Source organism: Rhizobium sp. SL42 (assembly GCF_021729845.1).
Taxonomy (GTDB): Bacteria; Pseudomonadota; Alphaproteobacteria; order Rhizobiales; family Rhizobiaceae; genus Allorhizobium.
Map to the genome: position 1 here is coordinate 3784309 of NZ_CP063397.1, position 14917 is coordinate 3799225.

Annotated in this window: 13 protein-coding genes; 2 read left to right on the plus strand and 11 right to left on the minus strand. The window is 61.8% G+C overall.

Going from position 1 to position 14917, the window contains the following annotated elements:
• The first annotated feature begins 33 nt into the window (after window positions 1–33).
• Window positions 34–429 carry a winged helix-turn-helix transcriptional regulator gene (locus IM739_RS17875; RefSeq protein ID WP_237369014.1) on the plus strand — a complete coding sequence of 132 codons (396 nt, stop codon included), beginning with the start codon at window positions 34–36 and terminating at the stop codon, window positions 427–429.
• Between the two features lie 3 nt (window positions 430–432).
• Here IM739_RS17875 and IM739_RS17880 read toward each other — a convergent pair whose 3' ends face one another.
• The 7 genes from IM739_RS17880 to IM739_RS17910 form a co-directional block, all read right to left on the minus strand.
• The gene (locus tag IM739_RS17880) at window positions 433–945 is read right to left on the minus strand and encodes a GrpB family protein (RefSeq protein ID WP_237369015.1); all 513 of its coding nucleotides are present in this window, start codon (window positions 943–945) and stop codon (window positions 433–435) included.
• A gap of 29 nt (window positions 946–974) precedes the next feature.
• The gene (locus tag IM739_RS17885; protein ID WP_237369016.1) at window positions 975–2348 is read right to left on the minus strand and encodes a GH1 family beta-glucosidase; all 1374 of its coding nucleotides are present in this window, start codon (window positions 2346–2348) and stop codon (window positions 975–977) included.
• A 246-nt stretch (window positions 2349–2594) separates the two neighbouring features.
• A complete protein-coding gene (locus IM739_RS17890) occupies window positions 2595–3767 on the minus strand; it encodes a Gfo/Idh/MocA family protein (protein WP_237369017.1) in 1173 nt (390 codons plus the stop codon).
• 239 nt (window positions 3768–4006) lie between these two features.
• Window positions 4007–5059: a sugar phosphate isomerase/epimerase family protein gene (locus IM739_RS17895; RefSeq protein ID WP_237369018.1), complete on the minus strand. Its 1053-nt coding sequence runs from the start codon at window positions 5057–5059 to the stop codon at window positions 4007–4009.
• Window positions 5060–5203: 144 nt separating this feature from the next.
• A complete protein-coding gene (locus IM739_RS17900; protein WP_237369019.1) occupies window positions 5204–6157 on the minus strand; it encodes a substrate-binding domain-containing protein in 954 nt (317 codons plus the stop codon).
• Between the two features lie 69 nt (window positions 6158–6226).
• Window positions 6227–7243 carry an ABC transporter permease gene (locus IM739_RS17905; protein WP_237369020.1) on the minus strand — a complete coding sequence of 339 codons (1017 nt, stop codon included), beginning with the start codon at window positions 7241–7243 and terminating at the stop codon, window positions 6227–6229.
• A 101-nt stretch (window positions 7244–7344) separates the two neighbouring features.
• On the minus strand, window positions 7345–8871 hold the full coding sequence (locus IM739_RS17910; protein ID WP_237369021.1) for a sugar ABC transporter ATP-binding protein: 1527 nt from the start codon (window positions 8869–8871) through the stop codon (window positions 7345–7347).
• Between the two features lie 178 nt (window positions 8872–9049).
• Here IM739_RS17910 and IM739_RS17915 point away from each other — a divergent pair, with 178 nt between their 5' ends.
• The gene (locus IM739_RS17915) at window positions 9050–10069 is read left to right on the plus strand and encodes a LacI family DNA-binding transcriptional regulator (protein ID WP_237369022.1); all 1020 of its coding nucleotides are present in this window, start codon (window positions 9050–9052) and stop codon (window positions 10067–10069) included.
• A gap of 118 nt (window positions 10070–10187) precedes the next feature.
• Here the strand turns inward: IM739_RS17915 and IM739_RS17920 are convergent, their stop codons facing one another.
• The 4 genes from IM739_RS17920 to IM739_RS17935 form a co-directional block, all read right to left on the minus strand.
• A complete protein-coding gene (locus tag IM739_RS17920) occupies window positions 10188–10577 on the minus strand; it encodes a VOC family protein (protein WP_237369023.1) in 390 nt (129 codons plus the stop codon).
• A gap of 201 nt (window positions 10578–10778) precedes the next feature.
• Window positions 10779–12089, minus strand: a complete 1311-nt coding sequence (xylA, locus tag IM739_RS17925; RefSeq protein WP_237369024.1) for a xylose isomerase — start codon at window positions 12087–12089, stop codon at window positions 10779–10781.
• A 168-nt stretch (window positions 12090–12257) separates the two neighbouring features.
• On the minus strand, window positions 12258–13706 hold the full coding sequence (gene xylB / locus IM739_RS17930) for a xylulokinase (RefSeq protein ID WP_237369025.1): 1449 nt from the start codon (window positions 13704–13706) through the stop codon (window positions 12258–12260).
• Between the two features lie 75 nt (window positions 13707–13781).
• Window positions 13782–14807 carry a LacI family DNA-binding transcriptional regulator gene (locus IM739_RS17935; protein ID WP_237369026.1) on the minus strand — a complete coding sequence of 342 codons (1026 nt, stop codon included), beginning with the start codon at window positions 14805–14807 and terminating at the stop codon, window positions 13782–13784.
• Between the last annotated feature and the right edge of the window lie 110 nt (window positions 14808–14917).

The following is a 14917-nucleotide window of genomic DNA, read 5'->3' on the forward strand; positions in this document are numbered from 1 at the left end:
TTCTTGATACCAGGTATCATCGAGGAAAGTGCCATGTGCGAGAATTACGACCCGGACAAGTGCCAGACCGTCAGCGAAATGCTGGCGCGGCTTGGCGACAAGTGGACGGTTCTTGTCATCATGATGCTGGGAGACGGCCCGCAGCGCTTCAGCGACCTGAAACGCGCGGTGGTCGGCATTTCGCAGCGCATGCTGACACTGACCCTGCGGGCTCTGGAGCGTGACGGCCTCGTTTCGCGCACGGTACATCCGACCGTGCCGCCGAAGGTCGAATATGCCCTGACCGAACTCGGCTGCTCCTTCGGCGAGCCGATCAGGGCCATGGGCGGCTGGGTCTTCCGCAACCACGACCTGATCCAGACGGCCCGCGCAGAATTCGACGAGCGCAATGCGGCAACAGGCGGTTCGAAATTGGTAAGGCTTGGTTAGCTGCTACGTCCGTTGCCGCGACGCCATGCCGACGATGTTTGCGACGAATGCGGCCTTGCCACCGGTATAATATGCCCAGTCACCATTGGCCTCGGCCGCCAATCGGCACTTCAGCGCGGCATAGTCCGCGGCATCCTCGGGATGACTGCGCAACCAGTCGCGAAACAGGATGCGCTTTTCATGCGTCGCATTGTCCGGAGCGCAGAGGTAAAGCCGGTTGCCATGGGAGCCACGCCCGGACGTGAACGTCCACATGCCATCCGAATAGGGCGTGCCATGATACGTGTATTTCGGTATCGCCTTTACCCGTTCGACCGCTTCGGCAATCATCCCCTCATCTCGGATGATGGCATCGATATCAATCTTCGGCGTTGCACGCAGACCGACAACAGACGTGCTGCCGACGTGATGAACATCCTCCACGAGTTCGCCCAACAGGCTCAAGAGATAGGCCTTTTCCGCGTCGAAGACCGCTAGCCAATCAGGATCGTATTCGACGACCTCAATGCTGCCCATCAGAGATTCCCGCCCGCTGCGGCTAGCGCTCAATCCGCCTTGAAATTGCCTTTCGGAAATTCCGCCGCCAACGCACTGTACCACTTGCCGCTCTTCTTCACCGTGCGGACCTGGGTGTCATAGTCCACATGCACCAGGCCGAAGCGCATCTTGTAGCCTTCCGCCCATTCGAAATTGTCCATCAGGCTCCAGGCAAAATAGCCGTGCATCGGATAACCGTCCTTGATCAGGTCGGCGACCATGGACAGATGCTCGACATAATAGTCGAGCCGCGGCTGGTCATCGACCTCGCCATTCTCGACGCCCATATTGTAGCAGGCGCCGTTCTCGGTGATGTAGCAGACCGGCAGGTCGTAGCGCGCATAAAGACGTTCGACGAGCGACTTCAAGGCCGGCGCATAGACCTCCCAGCCGATGTCGGTCTTGACCTTGGAGACAGGCGGCGCGCCTGCCGTCGCCGGGAATTCTGCGCCGGGCGTCGGGTCGTCGGTCACGCGCATCGGCGTGTAATAGTTCAGCCCCCACCAGTCGAGTTTCTGGCTGATGATCTCAAGGTCTTTCTCCTTGATCTTCGGCATGCGCGACCCGAGAGCCGAGAGAAATTCGGCCGGATATTCGCCGTTGAACACCGGATCGAAGAACACGCCATTGTGAAACTGGTGCGCCCGTTCTGCAGCAGCAGCGTCTGCGGCACTGTCCGACCCCGCCAGCGTCTCATGCGCGTTGAGCACCAAGCCAACCGGCACATTCGGCGCGATTTCGCGGATCGCCTGGACGCTGAGGCCATGGGCAAGGTTGGTGTAATGCAGTGCATGCAGCGCCGCATCCATGTTGCGCTCGCCCGGCGCATGAATGCCGTAGAGATGCGAAAGCCAGACCGAGCACCACGGCTCGTTGAAGGTCGCAACGGCATCGAGCCGGTCGCCGAGCCGTTCCATCACCACCTTAGTATAGCGCTGGAACGCATAGGCCGTCGACCGCGCCGTCCAGCCGCCATCACCCATCAGGGCCAGCGGCAGGTCCCAGTGATAGAGCGTCGCATAGGCCTTGATGCCGCGCGCCTTCAGCCCGTCGACCAGCCGGTCGTAGAAATCGAGACCGGCCTCGTTGATCGGTCCGGTGCCCTCCGGAACGATACGCGGCCAGGCGATCGAGAACCGGTAACCGGTGACGCCCATGTCCTTGATCAGGTCGAGATCGCTTTCCCAGCGATTGTAGTGATCGCAGGCCACATCACCATTGTGCCGTCCATAGACCCGACCCGGCATATTGGAAAACGCATCCCAGATCGACGGCTTGCGGCCATCGGCCTTGGAAGCCCCCTCGATCTGGAACGAGGCGGTCGCCACGCCAAACAGGAAATCGCCGGGGAAGCGGTCGGCAAACAGTTTCGGATCGATCATCGGAAAGCCCTTCGTCTGGATGCGGCACGGGGACTGCCGCCGAAATCTCGACTGCGATTTAAACCAATCAGAAGACAGCGTGAAGACGAGGACAAGAAAATACTGCAACGTTGCAGGAAATCCACCCTCCCCTTGAGGGGGAGGGTCGGACCACAGGTCCGGGGTGGGGTGACCTCGGTGTAGAAGAAGTGATCACCCCACCCGCGTGTTTCACGCGGCCTCCCCCGTCAAGAGGGAGGTGGACAATCAAAGCTTGACCCAGCCACCATTCTGCTTCGACGACTCGATGCAGGCCTCGACAAAGGCAACGCCCTTCACGCCGTCGTCGATCGTCGGATAGACCACCGCCGGATCGACCTTGGCGCCGGCTCGCGCCGCGTTGATCGCCAATGCCGCTTCCGTGTAGATCGTCGCAAAGGCTTCGAGATAACCTTCCGGATGGCCGCTCGGGATACGGGTGACGCGGGCAGCCGCAGAACCGGCACCGGCACCGCCACGGGTGATCAGCTGCTTCGTTTCGCCGAGCCGGGTGAACCAGAGATAGTTCGGATCGGCCTGCGTCCATTCGATGCCGGCCTTGGTGCCATAGACGCGCACTTTCAGGCCGTTCTCGTGCCCGGTCGCCACCTGGCTGCACCACAGAAGCCCTTTAGCGCCGCCCTTGAAGCGCAGCATCACATGGGCATTGTCGTCCAGCCGCCGGCCTTCGACAAACGTGTGCACGTCGGCCGCCAGCTCATCCAGCTCGAGACCCGAAATGAACGAGCCGAGATTGTAGGCATGCGTGCCGATATCACCGGTGGAGCCACCGGCACCCGACTGCTTCGGGTCGGTGCGCCAGGCCGCCTGCTTCTGGCCGGTCTGCTCGATCGGCTCTGCCAGCCAGTCCTGCGGATATTCCATCTGCACCAGCCGGATGTAGCCAAGTTCGCCGTTCTGCACCAGTTCGCGCGCATGGCGGACCATCGGATAGCCGGTATAGTTATGGGTCAGGATGAACAGCGCCTTGGCCTTGTCGGCCACCGCTTTCAGCTTCTTCGCGTCTTCGAGGTTCGAGGTCACCGGCTTGTCGCAGATGACATGAATGCCCCGCTCAAGAAAGGCCTTCGCCGCTGGATAGTGAACATGGTTGGGCGTAACGATCGACACGGCCTGGATACCGTCCGGCCGGAGCGCTTCCTTTTCCGCCATCTCTTCGAAGGATCCGTAGCAGCGCTCCGGATCGAGCCCGAGTTCGCGACCGGACGACAGCGATTTTTCCGCTGTCGATGACAGCGCGCCCGCGACCAGATCATACTGGTCATCGATCCGTGCCGCGATACGATGCACCGCGCCGATAAAGGCACCCGACCCGCCACCCACCATGCCGAGCCGGATCTTTGGGTTCCGTTCTTCCGTCTTGCCTGCTTCGATCGCCATGATGTCTTTCTCCCAAATGATAATGTTGCTCCCGGGGATACCCCCCTCTGCCCTGCCGGGCATCTCCCCCACACGGGGGGAGATCGAACGTCAAACCGCTTTTCCAAAAGGAACGCCAAGACCGAAGGAACACCAAGACCGGCGGCCAATCTCCCCCCGTGTGGGGGAGATGTCACGGAGTGACAGAGGGAGGCACTCTTGGCGTTTCGGGTTGATTGTCCATTCTCAGAACAGCTCTTTCAGAGCCCCAGCATCCGCCGGTTCGCCGCATCGTCGGTGCCGCTCGCGGCAAAATCGTCGAAGGCATGCTCGGTGACCCGGATGATATGTGCCTTGACGAATTCGGCCCCTTCGCGAGCGCCGTCTTCCGGATGTTTCAGCGCGCATTCCCACTCGACCACGGCCCAGCCATCGAAATCATTGGCCGCCATCTTGGAAAACACCGCGCCGAAATCGACCTGGCCGTCGCCGAGCGAACGGAAGCGTCCGGCCCGGTTGACCCAGCCCTGATAGCCGCCATAGACGCCCTGCCGGCCGGTCGGGTTGAATTCCGCGTCCTTGACGTGGAACATCTTGATCCGGTCCTTGTAGATGTCGATGTTGTCGAGATAATCGAGGCACTGCAGCACATAGTGCGACGGGTCGTAGAGCATGTTGGCGCGCGGATGGTTCTTCACCCTTTCGAGGAACATCTCGAAAGTCACGCCATCATGCAGGTCTTCGCCCGGGTGAATTTCATATGCGACGTCCACGCCCTGCTCGTCGGCATAGTCGAGGATCGGCGTCCAGCGACGGGCAAGCTCGTCGAAAGCGGCCTCGACCAGGCCGGCCGGCCTTTGCGGCCAGGGATACATGAACGGCCAGGCCAGTGCGCCGGAGAAGGTCGCATGCGCCGTGATGCCGAGATTGCGCGACGCCTTCAGCGCATACTTGACTTGGTTCACGGCCCATTCCTGACGTGCCTTCGGATTGCCACGCACTTCCGGTGCGGCGAAACCGTCGAATGCCTCGTCATAAGCCGGATGCACGGCAACCAGCTGGCCCTGCAGATGGGTAGAAAGCTCGGTGATCTCGACACCGTTCTGGCGCGCGACGCCGGCCAGTTCGTCGCAATAGTCCTTCGATTCGGCCGCCTTCTTCAGGTCGATCAGCTGGCCGGCCCAAGTCGGCACCTGCACACCCAGATAGCCCTTTTCCGCGGCCCATTTGGTGATTGAATCCCACGAATTGAACGGAGCGGCATCGCCCGCAAACTGGCCGAGAAAGATGGCTGGCCCTTTGATCGTCTTCATATTTTCTCCTCCCGGGAACGCTCCTGCAACGTTCCCGTAAACGGTTACAGGACTTGCAAAAACGAGACAATGGCATTGATCACGTCGACAGCAATCTGCCCGGGAAAACCCGGGCAGATCTTGGCGTAGGGAACTTGTCCGAAATCAGAAAGGCGAGTCCGGGAAGTAGTAGTTCTGCGCGTTGTCCTTGGTGATCAGCGTCGCATCGAGAACATAGGTGCCGTGAACCGGAACCTGGTCGTAGATCGCGGCAGCCGTCAGCTCCATCGCCGTGCCAACCATCGACGGCGGATAGAGAACGTCGACCGGGATCATCTTGTCGCCGTCCATGACCTTCTTGATCATGTCCTTGGAACCAGCACCGGCCACGACATACTGGATGTCGGTGCGCTTGGCCTGCTCGATCGCCTGCAGCACGCCGACGGCCATGTCGTCGTCCTGGCACCAGACCACGTCGATCTTCGGGTATTTGGTCAGGTAGTCCTGCATGACCTTGAAGGCGTCGTCGCGGTTCCAGTTGCCGAACTGGCGATCGAGAACCTTGACGTTGGAGCCGGCAATGCCCTTGTCGAAACCGTCCTGGCGCTGCTGGTCGATCGGGATCGGCATGCCGCGGATGACCACGACTTCAGCATCCGGGGTATTCTCGGCAATGTACTTGCCGGCGACTTCGCCAAGCGCCGGGTTGTTGCCGGCGACATAGAGATCACGCACGGAATTGTCGTTGGTGCTCGGCGCGCGGTCGACGATCGACACGAACGTGCCCTTGCCCTTGATTTCCTTGATCGCGTTGACCAGCGGGTCCGGATCGGTCGGCAGGATGACCAGCGCATCGATGCCCTGGGTTTCGAGATCCTGCAGGGCATTGGCCTGACTTGCCGGATCCGGCGAGGTCTTGACGATGACGTTCAGCCCCGGATGCTCCTTCATAAGAAGCTCGGCAACGCGGTTGGCATGATAGACGACACCGGCCGTCCAGCCATGGTCGGCCGCCGGAATGGAGACGCCGATCGTCTTCGTGTCCTGGGCCTGCGCGGCAGTGAAGATCGCCGTCAGCGCCGTCATCGCGACGGCAAGTCCCATCAGTTTCTTGTGCATTGGTTTCCTCCCAAAGTGACTAGGGTCATTTCAGTGACGGACCGGGCGACCCTCCTGCCCGGTCACGACTTACGCCTTGCGCGCCAGCGAACGCTGGACGAGCATCGCGATGATGATGATCGTGCCCTGGATGGCGCCGATCAGATATTCGGAGATGAAGTTCGACAGCAGCATGATGTTGCCGACGAGTTCGAGGATGAAGGCGCCGCAGATCGTGCCCCAGACACGCCCCGCGCCACCTTTCAGCGCCGTGCCGCCGACAACGACCGCGGTGATCGCCTGCAACTCCCACAGGATGCCTGTCGTTGCCGACGTCGATCCGAGCCGCGGCACGTAGAGCAGCACGGCGATCGCGACGCAAAAACCCTGGATGATGAAGGCAATGGTGCGCACCCGGTCGACAGCGATGCCGGAATAGCGGGCCACGTCACGGCTGGATCCGACGGCCACCACATGGCGCCCGTAGCGCGTGCGGTAGAGGATGAAGGCGGCGATCGCCGTCACGATCAGGATGATCAGGATCGGCAGCGGCATGCCGAGAAACGAACCGAAATAGACCGGGCGATACAGCTCCTGCTGTTCGGGGGAACGCAGGGTGATCGCCCCGCCCTGGGAGAGCCAGGTGGTAAGGCCACGATAGATGCCCATCGTGCCGAGCGTCGCGATGAAAGGCTCGATCTTGCCGACCGTTGTGATCAGGCCATTGGCGAGCCCACAGAGCGAGCCGATGATGACGGTCAGGACGACCGCTGCGGCCAGCATCAGCGCCGGATCGGCGATCACGCCGGAATTCATGAACAGGATCATCAGGCTGGCGACGAAGGCCACCATTGAACCGACCGAGAGATCAAGATCGCCCGAGGAGATCACGAAGGTCGCGCCGACCGCGATGATCGCGATGAAAGCCGAGCGGGTCGCGACATTGGCCAGGTTGTTGAGGCCGATGAAATTCGGATTGACCATGGCACCGACGATCAAAAGCAGCAGCAAGGCCGCAAAGGGCGCAACGGCGCGCAGATCGACATCGCGCCAGGTGCGCCGGCCGCGGATTTCGGGTGTGCTCTCAGTCTCGGCAGTCGTGTTCACGGGTCGTCTCCTCCCGGGCGGGCGCTTTTGAAGCGGCCCTGCCCCCATGTCTTTTGTCTCCGGCCTGCGCGCCGCGCGGGACGGCCGACCAGTCGCTCCTGTCAGCTCGCAAGCTGCTTCTTCAGTCCCGCGGCATATCGCATGATCACCTGCTCGCTGATCTCCTCGCCCTCCAGAATGCCGACCATGCGCCCTTCGCGCATCACCGCCACCCGGGTGCAGAGCCCGATCACTTCCGGCATTTCCGAGGAAATCACGATGATCGAACGCCCCTCACGGGCCAGTGCCGCAACGAAATGATAGATCTGTTGCTTGGTGCCGACATCGATGCCGCGCGTCGGCTCGTCGATGATGATGATCTGCGGCTCGATCTCCATGATCTTGGCGAGCAGCAGCTTCTGCTGGTTGCCGCCCGACATGCGCCCGACCCGCACCCGGTCATCCCGCACGCGGATATCGAAGCGCCGCTTGGCCCGCGCCATCGCCTTCGCCTCGCTCGACGGGTCGAGATAGCCATGGCGGATATGCTGGTCGATCGCCTGCAGCGTCAGGTTTGCCGTCATGCCCTCGCCGAGCAGCAGGCCCTTGCCCTTGCGGTCCTTGGTCATGTAGGCGAGCCCGCGTCGGTTGGCCTCGCGGAAATCCTCCGGCAACAGGTCCGTGCCCTTGAGCTGGACGACGCCGGAGAGACGCGGCCGCAAGCCGGCAACCGCCTCCATCAGCTCCGTGCGGCCGGAACCTATCAGGCCGGAAAAGCCGAGCACTTCGCCTTTTTTCAGCTCGAAGCTGACATGCTTCACATAGTCGGTGCTCAGGTCCTTGACCGAAAGCACCACTTCTTCATCGACATTCGGCTCATGCTTGGTCGGATAAAGGCTGGAAAGCTCGCGCCCGACCATCAGCTGCGCGATGGATTCGCCATCGAGCACGGCGGTCGGCGCCGTCTTCACCCATTGGCCGTCCCGCAACACCGTGACCCGGTCCGTCAGTTCCATCACCTCGTCCAGCTTGTGGCTGACGAAGACGAAGCTCGTGCCCTGGGCGCGCAGCTTGCGCACCTGGGCAAACAGCACATCCGTCTCCTCGCGCGACAAAACGGCGGTCGGCTCGTCCATGAACACGATGCGCGCCTTGCGGCTGATCGCCTTGGCGATCTCGACCATCTGCTTGTCGGCCACCGCCAGCGAACTGATCAGCGCATCCGGATCGATCGGCGAACCGAGCTGGTTGAGCGCACGCACCGTCTCCGCCCGCATGAACTTGCGGTCGAGCACGCCGAAGCGCGTCACCTCACGACCGAGAAACAGGCTCTCGGTCACGGTCAGATGTTCGGCAAGATTGAATTCCTGGTGGATCAGCACGATCCCCAGCGCTTCGGCCGCGCCATTCGGCGGCAGGACCACCGGCTGGCCGTCCAAAAGGATGCGCCCGGCCGTCGCCTGCTCGAAACCCGACAGGATCTTCACCAGCGTCGATTTGCCGGCACCGTTTTCGCCCATCAGCGCATGCACCTCGCCGGGCAGCACGTCGAAATCGACGCTGAACAGCACCTGCACATCACCAAACGATTTCGAGATACGTTCTGCGACAAGCACGGCTTTGCGCGCTTCATCCCCGGTCCCAGTCATGCAATCCTCCCGGCGGCTCCTCAACCGCTATGCTGACCTATGTAAAGGTTTACATGATCTATGTAAAGGTTTACATCATCCATTCACAGGGATGTTTTACCGCCCTCTCGGCTTTCGCAGCCGCAGCACAGCAGATAAGGTCTCCAACGATTCCATATGGATAGGGGGATGGGGCAGCGTGCCGAATTCAACGCCGGCCACGATTGACGATGTTGCACGCATTGCCGAGGTGTCGATCGCCACGGTGAGCCGTGCCATCCATACGCCCGACAAGGTCGCCAAGACCACCCGCCAGCGCGTCAACCAAGCCATTGCGATCACCGGTTACACCACCAATGCCATGGCCCGCTCGCTGCGCATGGGCCGCTCCAACATGATCCTGATCCTGGCGCCGGATATCGGCGACCCGAATTTCTCCACCACGCTGATCGGTCTGGAAAACGAGGCCCGCGCCCATGGTTTCGGCGTGCTGATCGGGCACACGCAAAACGATCCCGAGCGCGGGCTGGAATATCTGAAATTCCTGAGCTCCGGCCAGGCTGCCGGCCTTGTGCTATTCACCGGCCACGAACCCTTCGGCCATCAGGTCATCGGCCAGCGCCTGCCGCCGTCGGTGGCCGTCTTCGAACCGGTCTTCGGCTCGAAGACCTCCTATGTCGGCGTCGACGACACGGCCGGTGCCCGCAAGGCTGCCGAACATCTTCTCTCGGCCGGCCACCGGCGCATCGCCTTCATCGGCGATGCAAAGACCAGGCTCGGCCACCAGCGCCGACGCCAGGGCTATGACCTTGCACTCGACGCTGCCCGCATTCCGCCAGACCACCGACTGGTGCTGGAGGGCGATGGCACGATCGAAAGCGGCCGGCTCGCCGTCGAGCAATTGTTCATGCGCGACACGCTGCCGACCGCCTTCATGTGCGTCAACGACGCGACAGCCGTCGGCGTCATCAACGGCCTGACCGCCCGCGGCTACGACCTGCCGCGCGACTTCTCGATCATCGGTTTCGACGACGTGCCACAAGCAACCTATGTCAATCCGGCCCTGACCACGATCCGCCAGCCCCGCAGCGCCATCGGCCGCCAGGCCATGGCGCTGCTGCTGGAAACACTGACTGAGCGCCCGACCGAACGCCGCGAAATCCTGATCATGCCGGATCTCATCGTCAGGGGCTCGGTGACGGGACCGGACAAGCGGTAGAAATCATCGTTCTATTTACCGACGTTGGGACTTTGTCCACGTTCGCACAAATCATCCCCAATCAAAGCCGACGGTTTTGAACCGCTTGCCGACAATGCCGCAAAGCTGCGCATCCAGACTAATCCGGTGGATTTCCAAGAAGCTGCGGTTCTCCGATCTCGATTGCATGCCCATCCGGATCGTAGAAACGGAAGACTCGCTGCCCCCACGATTGCTGCTCGATAGCGTGTATCAATTCCACATGCGGTGAAATGGTCTCAAAGGCCCGATCAAGATGTTCATCCTCGAAATAAAGCAGCAAGTTCCTGCGCCCATAGGGTTCTCGACAGGAAGAGGGTTCGCCCCAGATTGTCTGCTCAAGAGACTGCCCTTCGTGGATCGCAAAACCCGTCTCGAACAACACAAAGCTTCCGAAATCTTCCAGGACACGCAGACCAAGCCGTGCCTGATAAAATCCCTTTGAACGACGGATATCACTTACGAAAGGTATGGGATTGATGAATCGCATCACCGACTTCCTTTCGCTGAGGTCAAAGATCGCAGCAGATCAACGGTCGACTGAAATGTTCTTCCATCTCTAGCTTGCGAATGTTCAGATTACGGATTCGCGTCGCGACTACAACTTGCATTCCAAGGACACTCTATCGATAAACAAAAAAGCCGGGACACTCGCATGCCCCGGCCCAATCGCATCACATCAGCCTACATCTCAGACGTAGCGATTGACCACATTCTCCAGCAGTTCCTGCTGACCCGACTTCGGCTGCGGATTGATGCCTTTGGTCTCGACGCGGGCAGCGATCGCCTCGAGGCTTTCCTCGCCGCGCAGCATCGTCTGGTTTTCGGCCTTGTCCCAACCGGCGTAGCGTGATGCCAGCGGACCCGACAGCGCCTTGTCCTCGATCATCTTCGCCGCAGCCTTCAGGCCGCGGGCGCAGCAATCCATGCCGCCGATATGGCCGATCAGAAGGTCGGCCGGATCGATCGACTGGCGACGCAGCTTGGCGTCGAAGTTCGTGCCACCCGTGGTGAAGCCGCCGCCGGCCAGAACCTGGTAATAGGCCAGCGCCATTTCCGGCACATTGTTGGGGAACTGGTCGGTATCCCAGCCGGACTGGTAGTCGTTGCGGTTCATGTCGATCGAGCCGAAGATGCCGAGCGCATTGGCCAGCGCCAGTTCATGCTCGAATGTGTGGCCGGCCAGGATCGCATGACCCTGTTCGATATTGACCTTCACTTCCTTCTCGAGACCATAGGTCTTGAGGAAGCCGTAGACGGTCGCGACGTCGTAGTCATACTGGTGCTTGGTCGGCTCCTGCGGCTTCGGCTCGATCAGCAGCGCGCCCTTGAAGCCGATCTTGTGCTTGTATTCGACCACCAGGTTGAGGAAGCGGCCCATCTGGTCCAGTTCCCGCTTCAGGTCGGTGTTGAGCAGGGTTTCATAACCCTCGCGGCCGCCCCAGAGCACATAGTTCTCGCCGCCCAGACGCATGGTCGCATCCATGCAGGTCTTGACGGTCGCCGCACTGAAGGCAAACACATCCGGATCCGGATTGGTCGAGGCGCCCGACATATAGCGGCGGTGCGAAAACAGGTTTGCCGTGCCCCAGAGCAGCTTGACGCCGGTCTCGGCCTGCTTCTGTTCGAAGTAGTCGACGATCTCGTTCAGGTTCCGCGTGTTCTCGGCAAAGCTGTCGCCTTCCGGACGCGCATCGGCATCATGGAAGCAGTAATAGGGCGTGCCGAGCAGGCTGAACATTTCGAAGGCGACATCCGCCTTCAGCTTCGCCTTGTCCATGCCGCTGCCATACCAGGGGCGATCGAAGGTGCGACCGCCGAAGGGGTCGCCGCCTTCCCAGGCGAATGTGTGCCAATAGGCGATGGCAAAGCGCAGATGGTCTTCCATGCGCTTGCCGGCGACCACTTCATCGGGGTTGTAGTGACGATAAGCCAGCGGATTCGTGCTGTCGGTACCTTCGTATTTGATCTTGTCGATATCGCCGAAAAAGCCAGTGCTCATGGATAGTTCCTCCTTGGTGTGTATTGGAAGTCATCAAGTCCCCTCCCCAACCCCTCCCCACAAGGGGGAGGGGCTAGGCCCGCCGCCACCCGTATACCGAAACATCGGCCGCGTGGTTTTCTCCCCCCTTGTGGGGGAGATGGCCGGCAGGCCAGAGAGGGTATTTCTTCAAAGCCCCTTGATCGCCGGATAGACCGAGCGATAGCGGCGGTAGGCCTCCTCGTAGGCACCAGACAGCGCCGGAACCGGCGCAATCGTCTCGGCCGTCGCGGGCGCGGTGCAGACCGACAGCGGATCAGCGCCGGTGGCCGCAATCAGGCCGAGCCGGGCCGCGCCGAAGGCGGCGCCGAAATCGCCGTCAGCCGGCACGTCGACCGGCATGCCGAGAGCCGTTGCGATCGACGCCAGCCAGTAGCGCGAGCGCGAACCGCCACCGATCGCCGTCACGCGATCGATCTTCGTGCCCGCGGATTTCAGGGCCTCCAGGCTGTCACGGATGGCGAAGGTCACACCTTCGACAACCGCCTGTGTCAGCACGGCGCGGCTGGAATCGTGGCCAAGCCCGATAAAGGCGCCGCGGATTTTTGCATCGTTATGTGGCGTGCGCTCGCCCGACAGATAGGGCAGGAACGTCACGCCGGTCGGCGCCTTGAGAGCGTCACCCAGTTCAGCGGTCAACTCGCCTGCCGATTTGCCGGTAACGCCGGAATGCCAGTTCAGCGCATCGGTGGCCGAAAGGATGACGCCCATCTGGTGCCAGGTGTTCGGCAGCGCATGGCAGAAGGCATGCACAGCGCTTTCCGGCTTCGGCAGATAGGAACCATTGGCGGCAAAGAGAACGCCGGACGTGCCGAGCGACACGAAGGCCTGGCCTTCCGCGACCGTGCCCATGCCGCAGGCCGAAGCTGCGTTGTCCCCTGCCCCGCCGGCAACGATGACATCGGAACCGATGCGCCATTTCGCCGCCAGCTCGCCACGCAGGACACCTGCGCGATCCGTTCCCTCGACCAGACCGGGCATCTGCTCGACCGTCAGGCCCGTTGCCGCGAGCAGTTCCGGCGACCAGGCACGCTTGCCCGTATCGAGCCAGGCGGTTCCAGCCGAATCCGACATGTCCGAGAGATATTCGCCCGTCAGCCACAACCGCAGGAAATCCTTGGGCAGCAGGACCTTGGCAATCTTGGAAAAGGTCTCCGGCTCGTGCTTGGCGACCCAGGCAAGCTTCGGCGCGGTAAACCCGGGAAACACGATATTGCCCGTCAAGGCACGAAACCGCGGATCGGCATCGAGCGCGGCCGCTTCCTCATGGCTGCGCGTATCGTTCCACAGAATGCAGGGGCGCAGAACCCGGTCCTTGGCGTCGACAAGGGTTGCACCATGCATGTGGCCGGACAGGCCGATACCCTTGACCGCGGCGAGTTCCGCCGGATGCGCTGCCTTGAGTGCGCCGACGGCCTCCTCCGTCGCGCGGATCCAGTCGCCGGGTGCCTGTTCGGACCAGCCGGAATGCGGCCGCTGAACGGTCAGCGCCGCATGACCGACACCGATCACGCGCTGGCCGTCATCAATCAGCATCGCCTTGATGCCTGACGTGCCGAGGTCCAAACCGAGATACATGATTTCCTCCCTTTCAACTTCTCCGAGCCGGGCGCCAGACGCCATGTCGCTCGAAACTCAATTTGCTTGTGCCCCTCAGGGCAGATTGTCCTTCAAGAATATGTCGAGCCGGATACGCTCTTGCGCGGCCACCACCGGCAAGCCGTCGGCCTTGGCTTTCAGCACCCGGATGGCACTGCGCACCTCGTGGCCCGCATCCTGGTTGAGCACCGCATCGATCAGGCCGGCGTCGAGCGCCGCGCGTGTTGTCTCGGTCAGTTCGTGCGCGATGACCGCCGGCCTGCTGGACGACGCCACCTTTTCCAGCGCCCGCACCAGACCGCGGTTGCCGGCACCCAGGCTGTAGAGACCGACGATGTCACCACGTTCGGCAAAGAGCCGACTGACCAGCGCGTCGACCGTCGCCGGATCATCCCGTCCCTCGACCACCGGCAGGATCTCGAAACGGGCAAAGTCCTTGGTCATCACGGCTTCGAACGCCTCGCAGCGCTCGCGATGGTCGCGCACCAGCATCGATCCCGCCAGAACGGCGACGGCGCCATCGCGGCCACCGAGAAACCGCCCGAGCAGGCTGGCGGCGGTGCGACCGGCCGCAGCATTGTCGATCCCGGCATAATGATCGCGGCTTGCGCCCGACAGATCCGAGACAAGCGTGACCAGGGGCACGCCGGCCGCGGCAACTCGATTGGCAGCCTCTACGACCTCCGGCGCATCGACGGCGACAAAGGCAATCCCGGCTGGAGCGCCGACAAGTGCGGCATCGAGCGCATCGGCAAGTGCCGTCGCGTCGAAGGCGGGCACATCGATGAGCCGGATCGCAATCCGTTCCACGGCCGCACGCCCCGTCGCCTCGTCCAGCGCAAGCCGGAGGCCGCGCATGAAGGAATTGTCGTTGGAGGGAATGATGAATGTCAGCGGATAGGTCCGTCCCTTGGCCAGATTGGCCGCCGCCACGTCGCGCACGAAACCGAGCGTCGACACCGCCTGATCCACCTTGTCGCGGGTCCGCGCACTCACGCCCGGGCGCCGGTTCAAGACCCGGTCGACGGTTGCAAGGCTGACCCCGGCATGGACCGCGATGTCATGTACGGTTGGCTTCATGAATTCCTCCGGCGCCTGTCCTAGCGCAGGAGATGAGGTACGTAAATCAAAAAAAGATGTACGTACCTCATTTTCATCCGGCAAAAAGCCGCCAACCCTTTCGAGTGGCG

Bases quoted from the DNA above. Each gene is read 5' to 3' on its own strand.
- IM739_RS17875 (WP_237369014.1), top strand. From the start codon at position 34: ATGTGCGAGAATTACGACCCGGACAAGTGCCAGACCGTCAGCGAAATG.
- IM739_RS17880 (WP_237369015.1), bottom strand. From the start codon at position 945: ATGGGCAGCATTGAGGTCGTCGAATACGATCCTGATTGGCTAGCGGTC.
- IM739_RS17885 (WP_237369016.1), bottom strand. From the start codon at position 2,348: ATGATCGATCCGAAACTGTTTGCCGACCGCTTCCCCGGCGATTTCCTG.
- IM739_RS17890 (WP_237369017.1), bottom strand. From the start codon at position 3,767: ATGGCGATCGAAGCAGGCAAGACGGAAGAACGGAACCCAAAGATCCGG.
- IM739_RS17895 (WP_237369018.1), bottom strand. From the start codon at position 5,059: ATGAAGACGATCAAAGGGCCAGCCATCTTTCTCGGCCAGTTTGCGGGC.
- IM739_RS17900 (WP_237369019.1), bottom strand. From the start codon at position 6,157: ATGCACAAGAAACTGATGGGACTTGCCGTCGCGATGACGGCGCTGACG.
- IM739_RS17910 (WP_237369021.1), bottom strand. From the start codon at position 8,871: ATGACTGGGACCGGGGATGAAGCGCGCAAAGCCGTGCTTGTCGCAGAA.
- IM739_RS17920 (WP_237369023.1), bottom strand. From the start codon at position 10,577: ATGCGATTCATCAATCCCATACCTTTCGTAAGTGATATCCGTCGTTCA.
- xylA (WP_237369024.1), bottom strand. From the start codon at position 12,089: ATGAGCACTGGCTTTTTCGGCGATATCGACAAGATCAAATACGAAGGT.
- xylB (WP_237369025.1), bottom strand. From the start codon at position 13,706: ATGTATCTCGGTTTGGACCTCGGCACGTCAGGCATCAAGGCGATGCTG.
- IM739_RS17935 (WP_237369026.1), bottom strand. From the start codon at position 14,807: ATGAAGCCAACCGTACATGACATCGCGGTCCATGCCGGGGTCAGCCTT.